The sequence below is a fragment of the Schumannella soli genome (assembly GCF_006517435.1).
Taxonomy (GTDB): domain Bacteria; phylum Actinomycetota; class Actinomycetes; order Actinomycetales; family Microbacteriaceae; genus Schumannella; species Schumannella soli.
The window spans coordinates 1,177,821-1,199,876 of record NZ_VHQG01000001.1; the positions used below are offsets into that span (position 1 = coordinate 1,177,821).

Consider the following 22,056-nt stretch of genomic DNA (forward strand, 5'->3'; position numbering starts at 1 on the left):
CGAGATGGATCGCGCCGTACCCATCAGACAAGCGCCGCGGCCCCGCTCGCGAGCAACTTCTCATCGAGACGGATCGCGACCTCATCGAGGTCGTCTTCGAAGAGATCCGCATAGACATCGAGCGTCATCGTCGCCGACGCGTGCCCAAGCATCCGCTGCACCGCTTTGACGTTGGCGCCGGCGCTGACCGCGAGGCTAGCTGCGGTGTGCCTGAGGTCGTGGGGTGTCATTCGTTCAAGACCCGCCCGCTTAACTGAGGTGCCGAACCAACCGGCGTCCGTCTTCGGTCGAAGTAGGCGTTGTCCCTTGCTACCCGTGAAGACCAAGTCGTTCGCCGTCTTGCCGTCGCAAGCTGCGGCGAACTGTTCAGCCAGAGACGGTGGGAACGGGACCGAACGCTGCTCATGCGACTTGGGGGTCCCGATCACGATCTCGCTTCCCACCTCGACAGCGTTGAGACGCACTTCGAGACGCCTCCGCGCGAGGTCGATGTCGCAGCGTCGCAGAGCGGTGGCTTCTCCCCACCGCAGCCCGCAGTAGCTCAGCGTCAGAATGAACAGCTTCTGGTCGCCGACCTGCTCGGCCAGCTTGGCGACCTGTTCGGCGGAGAGGTAAATATGCGCACGCTTCCGCTTGCGCGGCAGCTTCACTCCGCGGGCGGGATTCGCCGCCAGTCGCCGATCGCGGATAGCCACATCCAGGATGGCTGCTAACACGCCAAATGCGCGGATGACCGTCGTAGCGCTTCGAGACTTCGACAGTTCCGAAACCCATCGCTGGACTTCGCTGTGCTGGACATCCGCGACGGACACCCGGCCCCAGCGGGGTTCGACATGAACGCGCCAGGCGATCTCTATCGAGCGGAACGCGGACGGCTTGAGATGAGTCTGGGTTTCGAGCCAGTCGGCGCCGAGCGTCTCGACTCGAGCGCGAGATGCGCTGACGTCGACGAATTCGCCGCGAGCCTTCGAGACCTCGACCGAGGCCAGGTGGAGCTCCGCCTCCCGCTTGGTCTTGAACCCTCGTTTGTCGGTCTGGCGTCGGTCTGGGGTGCGGTATCGAACGCGGTATCGACGCCCCTGCTTCGTCTCGTAGGGCTCGATCGTGGCCACTGCTACAACTCCCAACCCGCGGAAGTCAGGTACTTCCGAAGTTCGGTGATGTCGTTCTCGATTCCGGCGATGCGGCTGCGGCTTGCGGCGGCGAGTGCTTCCGGGCGTCCTGCTGCGTCTTCGATCGCGTCGGCTTTGCGGAGCCGGTCGAGCTCGCGGCGCTGCAGTTGCAGTTCTCGGAGCGCACGCAACTCGGCGCGATCGTTCCGTTCGGCGGCGCTTGATGCGAGGTGGTCGGAGTTGGGGCTTACTCCGATCCAGGCGTCGAACTCGCCGGCGGACATTCCGTCGAAGGCGGGGCCGAGGTTGGCGAGGTCGAGCGGGTCGTCTGGTCGGGCGATGGGGGCGAGCAGTGCGCTGAGGGGGACGCCGAGAACGCGGGCGATGTTGAGCACGATGCTGACGTCGAGTTTGGAGCGTCGGCCGGCCTCGATGTTCTCGAGGATCGCGGTCGTGATGCCGGTTCCTTCAAGTGCTTCGGCGAGGGCGGTGGGGCTGCGGTAGCCGCGAGCGCGGCGCGCGGCGGCGATCCGTGCTCCGATGCTGCGTTCCGCCGCGTATTCCGCCATTTCAACAGAGTACGTGAGCTTGGGGTTGTCAAAACGACTGGATAGTAGTTACCGTCGATATGACAACGCAGGAGCGTTGTGATTGTCGAAACAGCGGGAGTGAATGATGGATGAGGACTTCATCAAGCCGGACGTGGTCGAGGAGCTGACCGGTATCAGGACGCCGGCGCTGGCGCAGCTGCGCTACCGCGGAGAGGGGCCGCGGTTCTACAAGCCGACTCCGCGGACGGTGCTCTACAAGCGGTCGGAGGTTCTCGCGTGGGTCGAGGCGAGCGCGCAGAGCCGCACCGGCGAGGCTGCGATCGCGTGATCCCGCCGCTGGCGGGACGGAGCGTGGATGTCGTGGGGCTGTTCGCTGCGAAGAAGTCCGTCATGGTGGCGGCTCAGCTCGGGCTCGGCCATCCGGCGACGCGTCTGCTCCTCCACATGGCGCTGGAGTGCTGGGACTTCGACGACAACCCCGCCGGCGCCGATCCGCTGCGCTACTTCGGTAGACGTGAGCTGTCGGCGATCGCGCTGGGCTACCTCGCGCCGGAGAACGGCACGAAGGCCGCGCACCAGGCGGTGAAGCGGGCCACGGCCGAGCTCATCGCACACGGGGCGATCCGCCGACTCCGAGTCGGAGGGAACGGGCGTGCTGCGGAGTACGAGCTGCTGCTGGATGTGCGGCACATGCGCCGGGATCCGAAGAAGCCGATCCCGCTGCCGTTCCTCGCGCACGAAGGAGCCACCGAATGGCACGTCGACGACGCCCGCTTCTGACGCGGGTTGAAGTACGCGCTGCGTACTGCGCAGGGGTACGCGTGCCGTACCGCGCAGGAGTACGCCAGGCGTACTTGCCAGGGGTACGCGCAGCGACCCCCTCAACAGGACAGGAAACAGCAATGAGCAGTTACGAAGCAGGACGCGCACGAGCCGGGAGCGGATCTTCCGCTCTCCGGGTCTTCCGAAGTGAGGAACTTCGGAACTCCCGTAGTCACGAAGAGCCGAAGACCCGAACTACCGGAGGCGCGATGGGCCGGAGTGCGGGAGTCGCGGAGTCGCGGACTTCCGCAGTCGCGAAGGAGCGACGTGCGGGAGCCCCGAAGTCGCGAAGCGCGGAGGTGCGGAACTCCCGAAGTGCGGAGGTGCGGAACTCCCGAAGTGCGGGAGGTCGGTTCTTGGTGATCGCGGGGGTGCTGCGATGAGGATCGTCGCGGTTGCGAACCAGAAGGGCGGCGCGGGGAAGACCACCACGACGATGAACCTCGCCGCGGTCGCGGCGGAGCATTCGAGGGTGCTGGTGGTCGATGTCGATCCGCAGCAGTCGACGACCTGGTGGGCCGACACCGCCGGCGACGCTCTGCCGTTCGACTTCGCCGCCGAGGTCGACGCCGCACATCTGGCGCGGATGCGGGACCTGCCTTACGACGTGATCTTCGTCGATACCCCGGGCAATCTCACCGACTCCGCGATCCTGGAATCGGTGCTCGAGGTGGCGGACTTCGTGATCGTCCCGACTGAGGCGGAGGCGCTGTGCGTGCCGCCGATGGTGCGCACGATCCAGCAGCTGATCGAACCGGCCGGGACGCCGTTCCGGGTGCTGCTGAGCAAGGTCGACATGCGCACGGCCGGGCAGCTCGAGGGCGCCGAGGAGCTGATCGAGACCATCGGGCTGCCGCGCTTCACGAGGGCGATCCGCCGCTACAAGATCCACGCGGACGCTCCCATCGACGGCACCGTCGTCACCCAGTACCCGGAGTCCCGGCAGACCGCGAAAGCGATCGACGACTACCGTGCGGTCGCGCTCGAGCTGATGTCGATCTGGGCCCACGAGGCGCCCTGATGGCCCGCCGCAACCTCGGCGACCTCGTCGGCAACCTCCCCACCCGAGAGCCCGCGTCGGCGACGCCGGTGGAGCCCGCCGAGGTGGCTCCGGAGGCACCCGGCGAGGTGGCCTCTGAGGCTGCCGAGGGGAAGCCGAAGAAGGCCACGGCGAAGCCCGCGAAGAGCTCGCCGACGGCGCCGGATTCGGTCGCGTATTACGCCACGCTCATCCGGAAGGACACTCGGCTGCGGGAGGACCAGATCGAGCGGCTGACGATCCTGGCCCGGCGCCTGAATCGGGCGAAGACCGAGGGGCCGCGGATCACCGAGAACACGATCATCCGCATCGGTGTCGACCTCGCGCTCGACCAGTACGAGCGCGACCAGCCTGGCAGCACGGGGTCGAAGCGGATCTGGGCATGAGCAACCTTCGACCCGAAGTTGAGGTCAATTCGCGACACATGTCGGACGGTGCGCGTGTCGGTCTACCCCCGTATGGGGGTGAACCGATTGGGTGTCTCGGGTGTGCCGGGCTTCTTCGTTTGGTCGTTCGCCGGGTGCGAAGGGGTGAACGAAGGGTTTCGGGGCGCACTTGCCTGTGTTCCCGGCCACCTCTCGCTGCGCTCGCGGTCCAACCTCCGCCCCTCAGCAACAAGTTGATTCGGGACAGAGGTTGGACCGGTCAGGTGGCCGGGAACACAGACAAATGCAAGCGATGGAAGAGAAAAAACTGGCGAACGGAGTGAGCTCGATGGTTCAGGTGACGAGTCGCGATGAGGCGATGCTCGACTGGCTGCGGGTGGTTCGGATGGCCGACATGGAGGCCGTCCGGTGGGCTCTGGTGGGGATGAGTCTCGACACCGTCGAGCGCGCCCCGGTCGGCGTGCGGGCGGCGCAGCTGTGGGTGTCACGGATGCTGCAGGTGGGGCTGATCGATCGGGCCCGGCCGGCGTTCCGGCAGGGGTCGGTGGTGTGGCCGAAGGACACGACGTCGGGTCGGGTTCCGGACCTGTTCCGTCAGACCGCGCGGCACGATCTCGCGGTCTCGGCGGTGTCGGCCCGGTACCTCGCCCGCGGCTACGAATGGCGTCGCGACCGCCGCCCGATCACCCGCCGCGATCACCAGGCGGACGGCGTCGCGATCCTGGGCGGGCAGGCGGAGCTGGTCGAGGTGGAGCTGACGCCGAAGACCCCGATCCGCTACAAGGCCATCCACTCCAACCACGGCGAACGCCTCACCCGCGAGGGCTACACCCGGGTGGTCTATCTCGCGACGCCGGGGGCGTGCCGGTTAGCGATGAAGGAAGCCGACCGGTGGCTGTTCCGCGACGTCCGCCCCCGCGTCGTCGCGGCGCCCGTGATGGACGCCCGCGGCGCCTGGAGCGGCGAGCCGGATGCGCCGTGGGCCGAGAATCTGATGCCGCCGGCGCCCCCGGACGATGCGGGGACGCCGGCGCTCTGGGAGGGGATCGCCTGATGGCTACCTCAGACCAGACGCTCCACATCGACCAGCGTCGACACCCGATCACCGCGCACCCCGTGCTCGGGGTTCCCGAGCACACCAAGAGGACGGTCGAGGGCGTGCGCGGCGACGGCGGTGCGGTAGGCGGATGTGCCGGGGCGGGCGTCGGCGACGATGACCTTCTCGGCGATCGCGGCGAGCAGCACCGGGGTGCGGACCTGTGCGGCGATGACCGCCGGCAGGTAGGGCGGGTTCTCACTCACCACCACCTCGCCGGGTCGTGGCTCGAGCTGACGGAGCGTTGTCGCGACGCTCACCAGACGACCCTCGACGGCGCGGATGGATTCGGCGGCGAGCTCGTCGACACCACGTCGCGCTGCGGCGGCGACCGTCCGGCCGGACTGGGCGGTCTTCGTCGCGGTCTCGACGATCTCGTGTCGCAGCTGCGCATCCGGGCGCGTCCCACCGGTGATCACCACCGGTTCCTCGCCGAGCAGACCTGCGTCGCCCGCGACCCAGAGGATCAGCGGCGCGGCAGCGCCGAGCCGACCCAGCCCCGCCGGATAGCGGGCATCGACCGGCGTCAGGAGGGTGAGTCCGTCGTGGGCGGTGGAGGTGAGTACCGAGGCGACGAGACCCGGGTTCACCAGGGTCCGCACCCGGAAGGCGACCTCGTCCGGGAGACCGGTGTCAGTGCCGTCGAGGCAGCGGCCGATCACCTCGTCAGCGGGCGCCGCTTTGAGGGCGTGGCCGATGTGGCGGTTGCCGCTCAGCCCGGCGCAGGCGAGCGCGACACGGGCGCTGGTATCGGGTTCGGGCAGACGGGCGTGAGCGTGAAGGGAGATCATCACGCGCTCCTCTCGGATCAACTTTTTTGTTTGCCTTCCGGCACCGAGATCGAGTGCGACGGGACGCCGCGAAGCGCCGCCGCGTTCGGGGGAAATAAGCCCGCAGGGCGCGCCCGTAACGCAAGGAGCGCAGTCAAGGACCGAGCTACGATCGACCGCCGGAAAGGTCAAACCCCGGCCCACCGGGCCGGCATCAACACCCGCGCCTGCTCCGTCAGGCGCCGACCGGCCGAAGGCCGTGCGTCCGTCAGCGCGGTGACGGTATGACCGGCACCGCCGCGCCCGCCCGGCAGGGCACCGACGCCGACCCTGTCGGCGGCGGCATCGAACGCCTCGCTGCGATCGTGATCGCCGCGGCCGCGATCCTCACCGTCCTCCCGCTGCTCATCCCCGTCGCTGCGACCCGCATCGCGGGGGAGGGGATCGCGACCCGGGCCTGGTTCTGGATCCGTCCCCGCTGGCAGCTCCCCACCGCTCTCGCCGGCGTGATCGCCGTGGTCGGCCTCACCGCAGTCGAGGTGGTGCTGGTGGTACACGGGGTCGAGGACGGGACGGTCACCAAGTCCTGGGACACCGTGAACGCGGTGGTCCCGTGGCTGGTGGTGAACTTCTTCGCCGGGGCGCTGCTGCTGCCGGCGGCGTGGATGCTGCGCCGCACGCAGATCGCCCGCCTGGTTCGCACGCGGCGAATCTCAGATGTCATGAACCAGGCCCGCATCGAGACCGCCCGCAAGGTCGCCGCCGACGCTACCGCCGCCCACCGGATCGGCATCCGGTTGAACACGGTCACCGGGAAGATCACCGGCGCCACCGACCGCGTTCTCACCGCACCTCACCGGCTCGGCGATCAGGCCGCGTTCGCGGTCACCGTCGCCCCGACGGTGACGACCGCCGCGGACCGGTTCCGTGACATCCGCACCGTCCGCGACTGGATCAACGACCCCGCCCGGATGATCGTCCTCCCCGACACCTCCTCCGCCGTCCGTGCCCTGGTGATCGCGGAGTCCGGGTCGGGGAAGACGGTGCTTCTGAACGGGATGATCCTCTGCGCCCTCGACTACGGCTGGCCGGTGTTCTTCCTCGACGCCAAGGGCGACCCCGCAGACGCCACCCACCTCGCCGCCCTCGCCCGCGCCCAGGGCAAGACCGCCGGCGTCGCGGGGGAGTGGAACCTCTTCAACGGCACCGCCGACCAGATCACCGCGAAGCTCATGCGCCTCATGCCCTCACCGGACGGCGCGAACCAGCACTACCTCGACGAGATCCGCGGCGTCCTTCAAGCCGTCCAAGACCAGACCCCCGTGGCCGGCATCGACGACCTCCGCGACCGCCTCCTCAACCCCGGCGGACATGTCCGGGATCAGTACGACCTGCAGATGGTCAACCACCCCGTCGACCGCGACGGCACCACCGCCGGCGAACGCGCCCTCCAGGCGCTCCTCGTCGCGCTCCGACCGCTCGAGCCGTGGCTCAGCGAGACCGGGTGGACCTACGACCAGCCCGCGGGCGACATCACCATCGTCCCCCTCTCCCCGGTCGACGACGCTCAAGCCCGCCTCGGCGACCTGCTCCTGCTGGATCTGCGGAACTTCCTCGGCACCCGGCTTCGCCGTGGCGACAAGACCCCGGTCCTCGTCGTTGTCGACGAGTTCCCGCAGCTGGTCACCGACACCTCCGACCCCGGCGACACCGCCGGCTCCCTCTTCGAGACCGCCCGCTCCGCCGGCGTCGGGCTCGTGCTGGCGACGCAGTCGCCGGCGGGCCTGTCGAACGACGAGACCCGACGCCGACGTGCGCTGACCTCGGGTGCGGCGCTGATCTTCGGCCGCTCCAAAGACCCGGAGGACGTGGTCCAGTACGCGGGCACGGTCATGCAGATGGAAGCCGCCGGCAGCGCCCAAGGCGACGAGCTCCGCTCCGCCCGCGCCCAGCACACCTGGGTCATTCCACCCCAGGACGTCCGCGAAGCCGCCGACGGCGCCTTCTGGCTCGTCCAAGCCGGAGCCATCGCCCCCTTCCGGGCGCTCCCGCAAGCCAAACCCGTCACCCCGGAACCCGAGCCTGCAACTGCCGACGAGCAGGAGCCGGAGATCGAGCCGGGGAATTCAGACATCGAGACCGATCAGGAAGAAGGAAGCGAATGAGCACCACCGCCCCGTTCCGAGGATCCGCCCGCGCCGCGGGCTACACCGAAACCGACGCACCCCCACCCCCGTTCCAGCCGGAGATCGTCGACGAGGCTTCGGAGTTCGACGAGGCATCGGCGCCCGAGCCGGCGCCGGTCGAGCTCGAGGCCGAGAGCGTCGAAGCGGCCCCGGAACCGGTGAGTGTCGACCTCGCCGACCTCATCGGACCCGAGCAGGTCGCCCCGGCCGCCGAAGGCGTCCGCGGGCTGCTCGGGAAGGTCGGGCTGCGACTGCAGCCGAGCGCCCGCGAGCTCGCCCACCGCGCCGCGGCGGCGCAGCTCGAGCAGCACGAAGCGACCATCCGCCAGGCGACCTTCCCCCGCGCCGTCGGGATCCTCGTCGCCAACCGCAAGGGCGGCGTCGGAAAGACCCCCACCTCGGTCATCCTCGGCGGCGTCCTCGCCTCCATCCGCGGCGGCTCCGTCGCGATCCTCGAGGTCTCCGACGACCCCGGCACCCTCACCTTCCGCGCCGAAGGCACCCCGACCCGCGGCATCGGCGAACTCGTCACCGACGCCGGCAGCATCCGCTCCGCCGGACAGCTCGCCTCCTACACCGCGCCGCAGACCTCGTTCGCGTCGATCATCGGCACCACCGGACCCCGGCCTCGCCTCGACCGCGACGCCGTCACCGGAACCGCCCGCGTGGTCGACAACTACTACGGCATCCGCGTCATGGACTCCGGCAACCAACCCTCCTCCGACGCCTTCGAAGGAGCCCTCGCCGTCACCGACGCGCTCGTCATCCCGGTCCTGAACTCCGCCGAAGCCGTCGGCGAAGCGATCGCGCTGATCGACCACCTCCGCACCCTCGGCGGCCACCACGCCGACCTCGCCGACCAGGCGACGATCCTCCGCCTCACCGACGGACGCACCGAGAACCCGGCCCTGACCGAGAACATCACCACCGTCCTCGGCCAGCACCGTCTGACCCGGATCTACGAGATCCCCTACGACGCCCACATCGCTGAACGAGGACCGATCACCCTCGCCAAGCTCCAGGCGACGACACGCATCGCGTTCGTTACCGCGACGGCCGCGATCATCGCCACCCTCCAGAACCAGCAGATCACCGAGAACGAGTAAGGACCCCCGGAATGCCGAACATCATCCGCACCATCGACAACCCCCTCGACGGAGTCCTGCCGAACTTCACCATCTTCGGAACCGAGTTCACCGAGCTCTGGCAGAAGCTCCTCGCCGGCATCTGGGGACTCGCCATCGTCATGGCGATCGTGTTCCTCATCGTCGCCCTCGCCTCGATGGCGACCGCCTCCGCGAACAGCAACCCGATGGCCTACCAGACCGGTCGTACCCAGGCGATCTGGTGCGCGATCGCACTCGTCCTGCTTTCAGCCCTCGCCGTCATCGTCGGCGGCGTCCTTGCCGTGGTGGGCTAGGACCATGACCGCCACGAGTCCCCGCCCGCGCCGCCGCATCCTCTGGATCCTCATCGCGGCCGTCGCGATCATCGCCCTCGCAATCGCCGCAGCGGTCATCGCCGGCACCATCCGTGCCAGCGAAAGCGACCCCACCATCGCACCCACCGACACCAGCGCCAGCCCCAAGCCGAGCGCGTCAGCAACCGCCGACGCGGAGCCGACCGGCTGCCTCGGCGGCGACACCCGCGACGCCGACATGCTGCTCGCCGCGCAGAAGGCAGCTCCGCACACCAGCAATGGCGCCGTCGAGGTCGCCGCCGCAGCGATGCGCTGGATGTACCAGTACCCCGTCCCCAGCGACGATCAAATCGCCAGTGCCTCGCCCAAGCTCTTCGCATCGTCCGCCAGCGCTCAGTTCCGTGACTTGAGTGCGGCCTACGCCAAGACGAGCAACCCGTCCGCCGGCGTCGTCGAGAACGGCAAGACCTTCTACATCTCAACGATCCCGGGCGTCTGGCATCTCGAGTCGTACACCGACACCACCGCGACGGTGTCGGTCGGCGGAGGCTACGTCGTCGACGGTGAGCTGAGCCCGCAGCTGCGATTCGCGACGACGTCCACCTGGAAGTGGGAAGACGGAAGCTGGCGCCTCGAGTCCGGCGAATTCAAGCGCGCGGTCGACGACCTCTACTCGATCGGAACCACGTTCACCGGAGGTTGCTGATGGCGGACAATCCGTGCACCGACCCGATCAGCTGCGCAGTCGGCGGCGCGACCGACGTGGCGAAAGGCATCGCGGGAGCGGCGAGCTACTGGTCGGATCCGTGGGGCAACACCTTCAAGGCGCTGCAGGATGCGGCGAAGAGCCTGTCGACGGAGCTGCTGCCGACGGTGACGAGCGCGACGCTGCCGGACCTGTCCCTGCAGTGGTTCCTGGACGCGTACAAGATCTCATTCGCTATGGCGATCTTCGCCGCAGTCGCGTTGATGATCCCGCAGATCATCCGAACCGCTCGCGGCCTGCAGTCGGGCAAGGACACGCTCGAGTCGTTGTTCCTCTACTTCCCGCTGTTCCTGATCGGCGCGATCTTCGGGCCAGCGTTCGGCCGCCTGCTGGTGGAGTTCTTCCACGCGCTCTCGACGTCGCTATCGACATGGGGGATCACGAGCTCGGTCGACGAGGTCAACAAGCAGTTCACCCGGATGATCGACGAGACCGACCCGCTGGCGATCGCCGGCGGCGTCCCGGTCGCAGTGGTGCTGATGCTACTCATGCTCCTCGGCCTGATCTGCGTCCTCCTGGTCCTCGTGGTGCAGCTGGTCACGCTCTACTTCGTCGGCGTCCTCGTGCCGCTGTCGCTGGTGTGGATCCTCGACCCCCAGCGGCGCAGTTTCGGCATGAAGCTCGTCGCGGTCTGGGTCGGGATCCTGGCCGCACACCCGCTGCTGTTCTTCCTGCTCGGTGTCGCGTTCACGATGCTCGCCGGGAGCATGGACGTGCTCGGCAACAACGCATCCCTGAAGAAGGTCGTCGAGCTCCTGGTCGCGGTGATCGCCATGTTCATGGCCGCGTTCTCACCACTGCTGCTTATGAAGTTCGCACCCCTCGTCCCCTCCGGACTCGGCGGCACCAACGGGCCCTCGCTCGCGCCGGGATCGTGGGGCCCGTCGAGCCTGAGCGACGCCGCGTCGCGCAACCAGCGCGGCGGCCAGTCCAACGCGCCGATGCCGTCGCGATCGTTCTCGTCGGCGAGCGAGGAAGCGCCTGCCGCGGCGCGCTCGGCCGGCGGTGGACTCGGCGATGCGGCCGCGGCACGTGCTGGCGCGGGCGCTGCGGCCAGCGGAGAGGCGGCTGGCGCAGCGAGCGCGGCCGAAGGCGTCGCCGCGGCCGGCGCCGCCGCCGGGACGGCGGAGACCGCCACCGGTGCGGGTGCGGCGATAGGTGTCCCGACGCTCGTGCTCGCCGGCGTCGCCGCAGGGAGCGCGAAGGTCGCCGAGGCGACCGAGGCCGCGGGCCAGCAGGCCACTGCGGCGATGGATGCCGGGGAGGGCGAGTGATGTCGCAGCCGATCAGCTCGACCGTCGACAGCGACCGCTACATCGGCGGGGAGGCCGCGCACCGCGGCTTCTTCGGCGGCACACAGCCCAAGGGCCGCATCCTCGCCCTCAGCGTCTGCTTCATCGCGATGCTCATCCTCACCCCACTGTTCGGCGTGTGGGGCGTGATCATCCCCGTCGCCGGCGGCGTCGCGGCGGTGCTGCTGACCACCCGCACCCACCGCGGTTCGTTCGCCGACCGGCGCGTCAAGCGCGCTCGCTGGCGCCGCCGCCTCGCCACGGGCACGGATCGCTTCGACCCCTACGACGAGGGGGGGTGGGAGCTCCGTACTGCCGAACACCGGAACTCCCGAGGCCGGAAGGCCCGCGCTTCCGCGGCGCGGAAGGTCGCGGCGATGCGCGCCGTCCCGGACGGCGCCGACGGGCTCGGCTGGCTGCAGCTCACGCCGCGGGAGCCGGGCATCGCCTGGCACGCGCCGGCGGGAGAACCGGAGTACCTCTCGGTCGGGTTCGCCGTGACCGGGCAGGCGGCCGGTCTGGAGTCGCCGGCGGCGATGCGCCGCGCGGCATCGGCATGGGGTGTGTTCCTGGAGTCGAAGGCGTCCGCGTCGAACCTCGCCACAAGCGTGCAGACGATCACCCGGGTGTTGCCGCCGGATTCGGCAATGCAGGAGTTCTGGGTCCTGTCCGCCCTCGACGACGCCGCCCCCGCGGAGGCGATCTCGTCCTACGAGGACGTACTGCGCCTGACGGGGGAGAACGCGATGGTGCAGCGGCACTACATCGTCGTCCGCTGGCACCTGACCGAGCAGTTCCGCGACGCGGCCGCGAAATACGGTGCAGGCCGCGACGGCTGGCGCGGCCTCATGCGGCAGGAGATCGCCTCCACGATCACCGGCCTCACCGACGCCCGCCTGGGCGAGGTCGAGGTCCTCTCCGCACGACGGCTGGCGGCGATGATCCTGCACCAGCAGAACCCGTCCCGCCCGATCGACTACGTCGCCGACGTCGACCCCACCCGCATCGGGCTGACCTCGCACGACGAGTTCTCCGCAACCGTCATCGACGACCTCGACCCAGTCACCGGAGAACCGGTGACCTGGTGGCACCGCACCGCGGCGATCACCTCGGAGAACATGGCCATGGGCTCCCGCACCCCGCTCTGGGCGCTGCCGATGCTCCTCGGCAACGAGACCCAGACCGTGCGGACCCTCTCGTTCCACATCCGCCTCATCCCCAAGGGCGAAGCCTCGACCGCGGCGCGGGCGGACGTCGTCCGCGATGCCGCTGAGATCCGTTCCGCCCAAGAAAAGGGGCGGCTGGTCGCGGACGAGACCGGGTCGAACATGTCCGCGGCGAAGCGCCGCGCGTCGGATCTCGCGCACGGCACCGCTCACCAGGGCGCCGAGTGGGTCGGGTTCGTCACCATCTCCGAACGCACCCGCGATGACCTCATGCGCGCGTCACGGATCCTCGAGGACACCTCCGCGACCCAGCTCGGCGTGAACCGCCTCGACTGGCTCGACTCCTACCAAGCCGCCGCCTCCGGCACCACCTGGCCCCTCGCCCGAGGCCTCGCCCCGGGCCGAACCTCGATCGCCGGCCGGGCGATGAACCGGATGGCCGGCCGCAGCGAGAAGGACGCACTCTCATGACCGACACCACCACCCGCCGCACCGTCTGGGACCTCCCCGTCCTGCGGAACTTCGCGCCGCCCACCGAGCCCGCGCCCGACGGCGAGGCCGGCCCGGCGCTGGTCGAGCAGACTCCGTGGAACCGTCCCGGCAGTCAGCTGCGCACCGCCGTCGGGCGGGCTCGGCGCGGGCACTACGGGCCGGCGCTGTCGGGGGCGCCGACGACGACCCGGCAGGCGGAGATCCTCAACACCGCCACCATCGGCGCACCCACCGGAACGTCCGGGATCGTCACCGGTCGGGACGTGCTCTCGCAGACCTCGATCGCCCACGACCCGGTCACCGCCTACAACTCGATCCCGCGGACGGTGTCGTCGCCGAACGTCGTCATCGTCGGCGACGTCGGCTCCGGCAAGTCCGCCCACACCAAGACCTCCTACGTTCTTCGGCCGCTGCTGCTGAACAAGCGGCGCGCGGTCGTCTTCGACCGCAAGGACCGCGGGGGAGAGGGCGAATATTCCGAGCTCGCGCGCCGGTTCGGCGCCGAACCGATCCGGTTCACCACCGACGGCACCGGCACCCGCCTCAACCTCCTCGACCCCCTCATCGCCCACGGGACCGGAGGGCAAGGCCAGATGCGACTGCTGAACGTCGTCGTCCGCCTCGCCCGCGACGGCGTCGCGCTCACCGAATGGGAAGAAGAAGCCCTCCGCGCAGCCCTCAACCGCACCCGCGCCGACCACGGCGACCACCGGGTGCCGGTGCTCGCGGACGTGCTGCCGAACCTGTCCCGTGTCACCGACCTGCCCGAATACTCGGACCTGTCGCCCGCGGCGATCGACGCCCTCCACCACGCCGGCCTCTCGGTCCGGTTCACCCTGAACTCGCTCCTGCAGGACTACGCCGGGCTCTTCGACGGCGAGACCTCGAAGAGCGTCGACCTCACCGGGAAGCTCACCTCGTTCGATATCTCGCAGCTCGACGAAGACGGCCCCGCTGTCCCGGCCGTGATGGCGATCGGGCACATGTGGCTCCTCGGGCGGCTCCGCAACGACCGAGGGTGGGCGACGAACTGCATCTACGAAGAGGGCTGGCACATCGCCGCCGGCCCCTCCGCCGCGCTCGCGCGCTCCAACCAGAAGCTCTCCCGTGGCCTGGCGCTGTCGAACGTGTTCGTCTTCCACAAGGGCACCGACATCCCTGACGGGTCCCCGTCGATCGCGATGCTCCAGGAAGCGCAGACCGTCCACGTCTACCGGCAGTCGCTCCATGAAGACGCCGCCTGGTGCCAGCGCGTGTTCGGCTTCGCCCCCGACGCCGCCGAGCGCATCACTCAACTCCGCGACGGGCAGCGCTACGACAAGATCGGCTCCCGGCCCGAGATCTGGGTCGAGCACATCCGCTCACCCTGGGAGATCCAGCTCACCAACACCGATGAAGCCTTCGAAGCTGTCGCCCGGGCCTGACCGATGAACCTGATCACCAAGACCGTCATCGCCGGCACCGCGATCCTCGCCCTCCTCGGCTCGAGCTTCGCCCTCTCCTCCGGAACCGGCCAAGCCTCCACCTGCACCACCAACACCATCGACCCCGACGCCGCCGGGAAAGCGGCGGCGGTGTCCGGGTATCAGGGGGCGCAGCTGACCAACGCCGCGCACATCATGAACGCCGCCACTGCCCTCGGCCTCGACACCGCCGGACAGACCATCGGCGTCATGACCGCCATGGGCGAATCCTCCCTCCGGATCCTCGACCACGGCGACACCGCCGGCCCCGACTCCCGGGGTCTCTTCCAGCAACGCGACAACTGGGGCACCCTCGCCCAGAGGATGGACCCCGAACAGTCCGCCACCCTGTTCTTCACCAAGCTCAAGACCATCACCGGATGGGAGCAGCTCGCGCCCTCGCTCGCGGCGCATAAGGTCCAGAACAACGCCGACCCCGACCACTACACCCGCTACTACCAGTCCGCCGCAGCGGTCGTCCAAGCCCTCGCCACCACCTCCGGCGGGCCCGGTTGCACCGTCTCCGACGACAAGCTCGAGCTCGCCCAGAACCTCGTCAAAGCCGCCGACGAAGGCCGACTCCGTGGTCTCACCCCCGACCACATCGAAGAGATCCGCTGGATCGCGCAAGGCCAGAGCGTGCCCGACTGCGACATCGACGTCCGGATCCTGCAGATCATCACCATCGCCCTCGACACCTTCGGCAAGATCGGCGTCTCCGACATCAACCGCAAGTGCACCGGCCAGATCCTCGGCGGCGGCACCAAGTCATCCCACTGGATCAACGGTGGCGGAGGCGCCGTCGACTTCTACAGCCTCGCCGGCACACCCACCACCGGCGCCGACGGCAACGCCATCCGCCTCATCGGTGCACTCGATCCCGTGGTCGCAGCCAAGGCGCGCATCGGTCAGAAGCAGTGCCGCAGCAAGATCGGGGTCGAGCTCGCGCCTGAGCACTTCACCGAATTCAGCGACACCTGCAACCATCTCCACGTGGATGTGGCGTACACGAGTGTCGCTGGCTTGCATGATTGAGCTGCTTCGTTCGATGCCGCTCGCGTGGATCTCGAACTACGACCTCGAAGCCGCAGCGCCGGGTAAACGCAGTATGAGCGCTAGGCCGACGAACCGTACGGCTTCCGGCGCACGTGCACGTCGAGAAACTGGAAGACCGGCTGACTCAGGCGCTGCGCCGCATGTTCACCCGAAGTCCCATCGCGTCCTGAGTCGTCTTGCCAACCACCCCGAGCTGCCTGAGCCGAGCGACGACCTCCGCTAGTGCGGGCGTGACCGTTGAGAACAGTGGCTTGAGACCGGTCGGGCCGGCGAGCTTCGCGAATTCGCCGCGCATCGCGGACAAGACCGTTGCGAGTTCAGTAAGGCCGATCGAAGCAAGATGCGGTTGCAAGAGCTCTAGGACTCGGTCAGAGCTAACGAGCCCTGCCATCATCGTGATGTGAGCCAGGCCCACCGGCAGGTCGGTTGCAATCGCAAAGTCGGCGGCCTTCGACAAGGAGTCGGGGGAAGCACCGGCGCTCAACTCTGTAAGGCGCCCAATGACCGCCGACTTACGCTCGGTCGGGATGGCGTTGCTCGCGAAGAAGCGACCGAGATCAGCCGCTGGGAGAACGACTGGTGTGACGATGCTGCTGAAAGCGCTCGAGGCGATGATCGTAGCTTCGCGACCCGCCCAGTCAGCCGCTCCGATCAGGCTGAAACTTCCCTCCGTGTCATCGATCACATCGTCTGCAATGAGTCGCGCGATGAGGTCGCCGGCTTCCACTGGGACGGATCCGGCGGGGATGTAGTCCGCGAGCGATAGCGACGCGACCAGCGAAGATCTCGTCGTCGGGGAGGAGATCTGTTCGCGAGCACCGAGTACGTCGAGGGCAAGTGCCAGCTTCGTCGCTTCGTCTGTTTCGCTGTCAAGCTCGATCTCCTCGGCTGCATCAAGCAATGCCGCGAGGCTCTCGTCAAGCCCGAATGTGTCGATGTAGCGCTTCACGTTCGAGATCGTCGCTGGGACGCGCCGAGACGCTGCAAGCGCCGGCCACGCCGAGTCGCTCGTTTCTCCTATGTCGGCGAGCTCAACTCCGCTGGCTGCCTTCTGCAACACCGCGCTGAGATGGCTGAGGCTGAAGGGCTTGATTGCCAGGATGTCTTTGACGGTCTGCAGGAGGCCTTCGGATGAAGCGATCGAGACCTCTTCAGCTTCCAAGGACCTGAGGTAGGCACCGAGATCGTCGAGGACGCGGGAGTATACGAATTTCACCTCGCCCCGAAGCTCGTCTAGAGCAAGTCCCTCGATTCGTCCGCCGATCGCAAGTAGAAGATTTTCGCGAGTGACGGCGTAGGCACCTCGCGCCGCGATTGCCTCTCGGAGGTGAGTGCCGAGACTGTGCAGCGAAGGGAGCTCGGCACCCGATTGCGAGGCGAAGCGCGCGATAAGTCGAGCGAGCTCACGCGCGCCCTCGGACACGAATGCTGGTAGTCGTTCGGCGGCGCTTTCCAAATATGAGCGAAGCGCAGGGGACGTGTCGTAGGACAGCTCCTGCCCGAGCGCTCCAAGAGCCACATCGACCAAGCGGTCGCGTTCATCTTCCGCGAGGTCGGCATCGTTGATCATAAATTCGAAGACGCCCGGCCATAGCGGGGTCAGCGTTCGTATCAGGTCGGAGGACGCTTTACCTGAAGAAAGGTATGACAACAGAAACGCCTTCTCGTCGTCACCGTAACGCACGAAGTTTCGGACCAGTGCCTCAGCTCCCTCGGGGTCATTCGCGAGGAGGTAGTCCAGAACCGAGACGTTGTAGGCGGATCTCTCCTCCAGCATGGTTCGCCCTCGGTCGCTCAATAGCGCCCTCACATCCTTGCTTTCGAGCGCGAAGTTGAAGTCAACTTCATTGGGTTCTACGCACTTAATGATAAAATTGATAGCTTCCTTGGTGAGGAGGCCGTCCGCAAAAGTTGCGGTATACAGGGTGAAATGCTGATCGATATAACCGAAACGGACCAGAACCTGGCCAAGTTCCGATTCAATAATCGACCTCAGTGCTTCCTCGAACGAACGCGATCTGCCTCCGTGCTCGACCTTGAAGCCTGGACGATCGCAAAGCTCGGCCATCGTGGCGAATCTTAGGAAGTCGATTTCGGCCCGCGCCTCATCAATTTCTCTGCTTAGCCGATCCCGCTCTGATCTGGCCCAGTCGTCCGGGCTCAGGGAGTCCCTGAGTGCGTGCGCGAGCTGCTCGCGGGAAAATGTGGAGACGAAAGTTTCGTTCCGGACACCTGAATAAGGCTGGTTCGAGACGGGGTGCGTGAAGGTCACTTGAATATCTTCGCCCGCCGCAATTCGCGTCCACGTGGGGGCTGATCTCAACGCTTCGTCCGATAGTGCCGTATTAGGGAAACCTCTGGACACCAAGGTGCCGCCGATGTGCTGGACGTGAGCGTTTAAATACGTATCGAGATCGGCGCCAAGCTCCTTGCTGCGCGCAGATGCAGGGTGCAGCGTTTGCAATGCTCTTCGCTTTTCCCGAATGCCTTGTTGTCGGCGAGCAATATTTTCGTTCACCAACCTGCGGCTGACAGCATATAGGTCGTCGAGATTGCTACTTGCGTGCTTGATCTTCTCGAAATCTGACAGATGGGTATTTTTGTACAGGACCATCGCCAGCATTTGATCCGACGAGAGATCCAGCTTCCTCGGCTTAATCACGCGATCGTGAAAGATGGCGTATTCGTTTACTATGTTTCGGATCAGGCGCATGTCTGCGAGATGTCGTCCGACGCGATAGATGAATGAGTCTGTGACGCCATGATCGGGAACTTGCCCGAGCGCTGACTTCAACAGATTGCGGGCACTTCGGTGGGTGACGAAGGGCACCACGGGGACAACCAGATCGAAGAACTTCGTACGATTTGCGCGAGCTAGCCCCTCAATCACGTGATCTCGGGGTGTCCGCTCTGATTCGCTAGTGTCTCGCTCATCCCCGGACAGCTCCTCCGCAGCGGCGCGGTCGCCAAGCTCCTCGAAGATGCTGTCCTTAATCGCGTAAATGAAGCGGATCCGTCGGCCTTGCAGCTGCTTCGCGCTATTCAGCAAAGTGTTGAGGGACCGGAGCGCCTCAAAGATGTGAGCATCGTCGAATCGATCGATATCTTCGAAGATCACAAGGTCGACTTTGTTGCGCTCGAAGAAATATACTATTTCGTCTAGATACTCGTCGAAGAAAGTTTCGGATCGTGAGGACAGTGCGAAGGTCGTTCCCGCGGCCGTGATCTTGTCGATATAAATGCGGTTGTGAACGACTTTACGCACGCCGATGATGAAGAGAACGCCCGCGACATAGATACCAGGCGCCGCCATCCAGGCCCAGTCGCTCGGCAGGTGGATGAACTTGGTGAGCGCGCTTGCCCAGCCCGATAGAAAAAACACGAGTGCGAGTGGCACCGATACCAAGGCAGCGAGCCCGAACTCTCGCCAAAAACGGAAGCGCGTGATGCGTCGGTAGCGCGAACCGGGCATTTTGACCGGGTCTTGACCATATAGAAGCTGTTTGACGATCTCTTTCTGGATGCGATTAGTTCTGTTCGCGGCGATACCCGCAGAACCCTCTAACCGTGTCTCATCGTCTGCGAACCCGAGGGTTGACATGGAGATGAGCGCGACTGCACCCTTATGCTCAGCCGCAACTTTCTGAAGAATGCTGCTCTTGCCCACCCCGTACCCGCCGCTGAGGGCGATGTTCAGGGGCGCGCGCTCGTCGTCTCTTCGGAGAGCGGTTTCAATGGCACCGAAATAGATGTCGTGTGCTGGCGCGTCGTAGCGCGGTGTTAGCGGTTCGAGCTCCGGAGAGAATGGCAGTTTCGGCATCTTGTCGCTACTCAATGCGAGCCTCCGGTCGAAATATGCGATGGCGCCTATTCCGCCAATGATGGCATGTGCTCGACGAGAGGCTCCGCACTGACGAAGCGGTCGGCGTCCTCCAATGGGGCATCGAAGTAGACAGCACGTTGTCGCTGCCGGCGCTTGGGGTCATCCAACGATCGTCTTCGCGTCACCCGACGCAAAACGTCACAGACGATGTCTGCTGTCGGCGAGCACTGATCGTGGCCTAGCGCTGGTCGCGTTCGAGGCGGGGATCACGGGTTGGCGTGAGCGCCTCCGTCTCGTAGACGTCAAGCCACTCTTCTGTGCCTTCGAACTCAACGGTCGTCTCTGCAGACGGCAGCGGAGTCGCCTCGCGCTCGCTCACGACTTTGACCATAGGGCTTTAGCCCTCTTCGTCGTGTCTATTGCAACACTGCGCTTCGCAACGGAGCCGCCGTGCGACGGCGCTGCGTCTTCCGAGTCTTCTGCCCTTTCCGGCCGCCGATCGTAGCTCGCTTTCGTCGCTGCGTCCCGCCCGGCTGCTCTTTGCAGACTGCGCTTAGCAACCGCATCCGTTCGTGACTTCGCTCCTTCCGCTCGCACTCGATCACCCCGCCGGAAGGGCAAGAAGAACGAGTGGGAGGAACCGACATGGTCGGGTCAAGCGGGGCAGTCACCTGGGACGAGTTCATGGGGAGCATCAACCACAGCAGAAAGAAGGTGTTGGTGGCGAGCCTGGCTCTCGACCCGAAGCTGGCGATGATCCACGGGCTGAGCCAGCAGTGGCGCACCGAGTGGACGAACGCGAACACCGCGGCCCGCATCCGCCGCGCGAGGGCACCCCGCCCGAAGACGCTCGAGCTCGACACGACCGCGCTCCGCCCCTACTCCCACCCGGACGTGGCCGCGCGGATGCCGAAGCCGCGAGCACACACCTGGACAGCCCGCGAGCGACGGCAGCGCCGCGATGCCGCGCGCCGCTACTGGCTCGCGCTGGCCGCCGGGCGCTACCACGGCATGAGCCTGCAGAAGCTCGCGGAGCGGACGCGGGGCCGGATGTCGGCGACGTCGTGGGAGGCGGTGCACGCGCCGGTCGAGCGGACCCCGGATGCGCTGCTTCGCACCTTCATCAACTTGCATCGTCACCGGAGTCGGCGGCCGCTCGGCGCGGATCCGAAGCCGGTCGTCGCGATGTCGCCCGAGCGCGCGCTCGCGATCGCGATCCGAGTGCTCGAGAAGCAAGCCGGATGACGCGGAGCCCAGGCCCGGGCGTCTCGACGTCCGGACCTGGGCTCGGGGAGCGGAGCCGGCGGTGCCGGCGCTGCACCTTCCGACTAGTCGCCGGCAAGATCACGCTGTACCGTGTTCGAACGCATGTTCGAATGGAGGCGTGGCGATGGAACAGTCAGTAGCCGTGTGGTTCGCGAACGATCGCCCCGTGCGCATCGTCTGGAAGGGCGACCGGTACCGGGTGAACGACACCCCGACCGGCTCGAGCCGGGCGACGTGTGGCATCCGGTGATGACGCACCCGATCGAGCGGCGCTGGTCGGGCTGGCGGTTCCAGGCGATCGACGACGCCGGCAACGCCCTCGTCTTCGACCTCCGGCCCGGCACGCGGCGGGGGAGTGGATCGTCCTAGCAGTGCATGACGCTCCCGCAGCGTTGGGCCAGCTGCCCGATGAGCCGCAGTCGCCGCGACTGGGTCGAGCTGCCACCCCCACGACCAGAGACGCAGCTCGAGCGCTACTTCCACGACCGCGGCGAGCGGATGTCCTACGACGCCGTCTGGGACGACGGCCGCGACGTCACCGACGAGCTGCCGCCCGAGCAATGGCCCTGGCCGTCGTCGATGTACTACGCCTCCGGATGGCGGCCATGGCGATCGCTCGACGACCCCGGCACTCGGTATCTTCCGCGAGAGTCGGAGAACAACAACGCCGACGGCCTACCGGCAACGCGCAGCCGCCATGTCCAAGTTGGGGGTCCGGGGGAGGGTGGGCAAGGTCCGGTGGCACGACCCGCTTCGTCGGGGCCGGCTGGGAGCGCGGTGCACCTGTCGTGAGCAGCCGGAGGATCCCGCTGCCTCGACAGCACCCGCGAAGCCGGGTCGAATGGGCTCGGGCTATAGCGTGGCCCCATTTTGAGCGACTGCCGACGCGATCCAGGTCCGAGTAAAGTTCGGGGTATGGTCCGACTGCTGCGTCCGATGCTCGTCGGTGCTATCGCCGTGGCGCTCCTGGCCGGATGCAGTCACCGTCCGGAATCCGCCGGCTACGTGGAGGATGCGCGCGACGCACTCGACCTGCCCGCTATTGGGAAGATTCAGGCCGACGCCACCTTCGGTGATGCATCTTCAGGCGTCTTCTATCGTGCGGTGATCAACGGCGATCACGCTTACGAAGATCTGTCTAACAGATTGAAGGACGAAGGGTTCGACGGGCCCGAGGGGGCCGACGAGTCCGAGTCGACCTGGTACGCACCCAAACGGCTGCATCGAGTGATCGTGATAGTTCAGGACGTCACAGGCGGAGAATCGCTTCCTCTCGAGCAGGGGCGCAAAGAAATCGCGACCGGGGCGGGTGCGTTCGTAACGATCTCCGGCTGAATGTCCCGCCTAGTG

20 protein-coding genes are annotated in these 22,056 nt (G+C 67.0%); 15 read left to right on the forward strand and 5 right to left on the reverse strand.

Going from position 1 to position 22,056, the window contains the following annotated elements:
• Window positions 1-23 precede the first annotated feature (23 nt).
• Both FJ657_RS05250 and FJ657_RS05255 read right to left on the reverse strand, forming a co-directional pair.
• Window positions 24-1,112, reverse strand: coding sequence for a site-specific integrase (locus FJ657_RS05250; RefSeq protein WP_141162559.1), 1,089 nt, complete (start codon window positions 1,110-1,112; stop codon window positions 24-26).
• 2 nt (window positions 1,113-1,114) lie between these two features.
• Window positions 1,115-1,681 (reverse strand): hypothetical protein, encoded by a 567-nt coding sequence (locus FJ657_RS05255; RefSeq protein ID WP_141162560.1) that lies wholly within the window; start codon window positions 1,679-1,681, stop codon window positions 1,115-1,117.
• Between the two features lie 106 nt (window positions 1,682-1,787).
• On the opposite strand from FJ657_RS05255, the gene FJ657_RS05260 reads away from it, so the two are divergent.
• The 5 genes from FJ657_RS05260 (at window position 1,788) to FJ657_RS05280 (ending at window position 4,964) form a co-directional block, all read left to right on the forward strand.
• Window positions 1,788-1,991: a helix-turn-helix transcriptional regulator gene (locus tag FJ657_RS05260; protein ID WP_255447151.1), complete on the forward strand. Its 204-nt coding sequence runs from the start codon at window positions 1,788-1,790 to the stop codon at window positions 1,989-1,991.
• A complete protein-coding gene (locus FJ657_RS05265) occupies window positions 1,988-2,443 on the forward strand; it encodes a hypothetical protein (RefSeq protein ID WP_141162562.1) in 456 nt (151 codons plus the stop codon). Before FJ657_RS05260 ends, FJ657_RS05265 begins: the two co-directional genes overlap by 4 nt.
• A 421-nt stretch (window positions 2,444-2,864) precedes the next feature.
• Window positions 2,865-3,506: a ParA family protein gene (locus tag FJ657_RS05270; protein WP_141162563.1), complete on the forward strand. Its 642-nt coding sequence runs from the start codon at window positions 2,865-2,867 to the stop codon at window positions 3,504-3,506.
• Window positions 3,506-3,910: a hypothetical protein gene (locus FJ657_RS05275; RefSeq protein ID WP_141162564.1), complete on the forward strand. Its 405-nt coding sequence runs from the start codon at window positions 3,506-3,508 to the stop codon at window positions 3,908-3,910. Before FJ657_RS05270 ends, FJ657_RS05275 begins: the two co-directional genes overlap by 1 nt.
• Before the next feature lie 283 nt (window positions 3,911-4,193).
• The gene (locus FJ657_RS05280; protein WP_141162565.1) at window positions 4,194-4,964 is read left to right on the forward strand and encodes a hypothetical protein; all 771 of its coding nucleotides are present in this window, start codon (window positions 4,194-4,196) and stop codon (window positions 4,962-4,964) included.
• A gap of 8 nt (window positions 4,965-4,972) precedes the next feature.
• Here the strand turns inward: FJ657_RS05280 and FJ657_RS05285 are convergent, their stop codons facing one another.
• Window positions 4,973-5,797, reverse strand: a complete 825-nt coding sequence (locus FJ657_RS05285; protein ID WP_141162566.1) for a DNA-processing protein DprA — start codon at window positions 5,795-5,797, stop codon at window positions 4,973-4,975.
• A gap of 263 nt (window positions 5,798-6,060) precedes the next feature.
• Between FJ657_RS05285 and FJ657_RS05290 the strand changes: the two genes are divergently transcribed.
• The 8 genes from FJ657_RS05290 (at window position 6,061) to FJ657_RS05325 (ending at window position 15,596) form a co-directional block, all read left to right on the forward strand.
• Entirely contained in the window at window positions 6,061-7,941 is a 1,881-nt protein-coding gene (locus tag FJ657_RS05290) for a type IV secretory system conjugative DNA transfer family protein (protein WP_141162567.1), read from the forward strand.
• On the forward strand, window positions 7,938-9,068 hold the full coding sequence (locus FJ657_RS05295; protein ID WP_141162568.1) for a MinD/ParA family ATP-binding protein: 1,131 nt from the start codon (window positions 7,938-7,940) through the stop codon (window positions 9,066-9,068). Before FJ657_RS05290 ends, FJ657_RS05295 begins: the two co-directional genes overlap by 4 nt.
• 11 nt (window positions 9,069-9,079) lie before the next feature.
• Window positions 9,080-9,382, forward strand: a complete 303-nt coding sequence (locus FJ657_RS05300) for a hypothetical protein (RefSeq protein ID WP_255447152.1) — start codon at window positions 9,080-9,082, stop codon at window positions 9,380-9,382.
• Window positions 9,383-9,386: 4 nt separating this feature from the next.
• Window positions 9,387-10,088, forward strand: a complete 702-nt coding sequence (locus FJ657_RS05305) for a hypothetical protein (RefSeq protein WP_141162569.1) — start codon at window positions 9,387-9,389, stop codon at window positions 10,086-10,088.
• On the forward strand, window positions 10,088-11,422 hold the full coding sequence (locus tag FJ657_RS05310) for a hypothetical protein (protein ID WP_141162570.1): 1,335 nt from the start codon (window positions 10,088-10,090) through the stop codon (window positions 11,420-11,422). The genes FJ657_RS05305 and FJ657_RS05310 overlap by 1 nt, the downstream gene beginning before the upstream one ends.
• Before the next feature lie 197 nt (window positions 11,423-11,619).
• Window positions 11,620-13,077, forward strand: coding sequence for a hypothetical protein (locus tag FJ657_RS05315; RefSeq protein WP_141162571.1), 1,458 nt, complete (start codon window positions 11,620-11,622; stop codon window positions 13,075-13,077).
• A complete protein-coding gene (locus tag FJ657_RS05320; protein ID WP_141162572.1) occupies window positions 13,074-14,522 on the forward strand; it encodes a putative type IV secretion/conjugal transfer ATPase in 1,449 nt (482 codons plus the stop codon). Before FJ657_RS05315 ends, FJ657_RS05320 begins: the two co-directional genes overlap by 4 nt.
• 3 nt (window positions 14,523-14,525) lie before the next feature.
• Window positions 14,526-15,596, forward strand: coding sequence for a hypothetical protein (locus FJ657_RS05325; RefSeq protein ID WP_141162573.1), 1,071 nt, complete (start codon window positions 14,526-14,528; stop codon window positions 15,594-15,596).
• A gap of 145 nt (window positions 15,597-15,741) precedes the next feature.
• Here FJ657_RS05325 and FJ657_RS05330 read toward each other — a convergent pair whose 3' ends face one another.
• Window positions 15,742-19,437 carry a YobI family P-loop NTPase gene (locus FJ657_RS05330; protein WP_181408873.1) on the reverse strand — a complete coding sequence of 1,232 codons (3,696 nt, stop codon included), beginning with the start codon at window positions 19,435-19,437 and terminating at the stop codon, window positions 15,742-15,744.
• Window positions 19,438-19,678: 241 nt separating this feature from the next.
• The gene (locus tag FJ657_RS17050) at window positions 19,679-19,819 is read right to left on the reverse strand and encodes a hypothetical protein (protein WP_181408874.1); all 141 of its coding nucleotides are present in this window, start codon (window positions 19,817-19,819) and stop codon (window positions 19,679-19,681) included.
• Window positions 19,820-20,085: 266 nt separating this feature from the next.
• On the opposite strand from FJ657_RS17050, the gene FJ657_RS05335 reads away from it, so the two are divergent.
• Entirely contained in the window at window positions 20,086-20,685 is a 600-nt protein-coding gene (locus FJ657_RS05335) for a hypothetical protein (protein ID WP_141162575.1), read from the forward strand.
• Between the two features lie 936 nt (window positions 20,686-21,621).
• Complete coding sequence (locus tag FJ657_RS05340; protein WP_141162576.1) at window positions 21,622-22,041, forward strand: hypothetical protein; 420 nt, start codon at window positions 21,622-21,624, stop codon at window positions 22,039-22,041.
• Window positions 22,042-22,056: the final 15 nt, after the last annotated feature.